2 protein-coding genes are annotated in these 799 nt (G+C 54.4%); one reads left to right on the top strand and one right to left on the bottom strand.

Going from position 1 to position 799, the window contains the following annotated elements:
- Positions 1-446, top strand: a 446-nt coding sequence (locus EHS19_RS10505; protein ID WP_206666369.1) for a TaqI-like C-terminal specificity domain-containing protein, incomplete at its 5' end; no start/stop codon positions are given.
- Here EHS19_RS10505 and EHS19_RS10510 read toward each other — a convergent pair.
- Positions 435-799 (bottom strand): hypothetical protein (locus EHS19_RS10510; RefSeq protein WP_206666370.1); only part of this gene is annotated, 365 nt, incomplete at its 5' end. The genes EHS19_RS10505 and EHS19_RS10510 overlap by 12 nt on opposite strands.

Below are 799 nucleotides of genomic sequence, written 5' to 3' on the forward strand. Positions count from 1 at the left end.
TTGAGACTCAGGACACGATTGCTTATTGGGGCGATTTCTCGCAACCGAAGATCGTGTGGGGCAACCTCTGTCTCCATGCCCAGTACGCAATGGTGAAGGACGATGCCATCGTCTGCGCGCCATCTCCGTTCATCACCACCGACGACTGGTTCCTGTTGGGGATGCTGAACTCCAAGGCGGCTGATTGGTACGTACATCAGGTCGGTGTCACCCGCAGCGGCGGCTACATGGAGTACAAGCCCGTCTTCGTGGAGCAGATTCCGATTCCCCAGGATGTGTCGGACGCCACGCGCCGCGAAATTGCCGAACTGGCTCAAAGGGCTCAGGAGCAAGCACAACGGGGAATGCCAACCATGAATGAGGAACAGCGGATCAACGCGCTGGTATACGGCCTGTTCAAGCTTGATGATGCCGAGCAGGCCGCTATCCAACGATCATTGGGCTAGCGAGCGGCGTTGAATGAAGTCGTTTTCCTCCGCGGTCAAACCGATGCTTTTGGCAATGTGGGCATCAATTTCCCGTTCAATTTCCTGTTGCCTAGGCTCTGGACATTGGGAATTGATTCGTTCATGGATGAGTTCCAAGAACTCGTTCCGCTCTGCTCCCTGGGGCATGACAACGGGGAGCTGCTCGATGGTGTATTTCTTCCATCGGACTGTCCCCATGCCAGTGGTGGTTCCCAGCGTGGAGAAATAATATTCGGATAGATGCGAATTCAGGAATCCCAGAATTATCGGAAGCTCAGAACCTACCATCAGGAAGGTCGTCGCTTCGGGCACATATGTCCCTTTCTCATCAA

Origin of the sequence: Bifidobacterium jacchi (genome assembly GCF_009078285.1) — a bacterium.
GTDB classification, from domain to species: Bacteria; Actinomycetota; Actinomycetes; order Actinomycetales; family Bifidobacteriaceae; genus Bifidobacterium; species Bifidobacterium jacchi.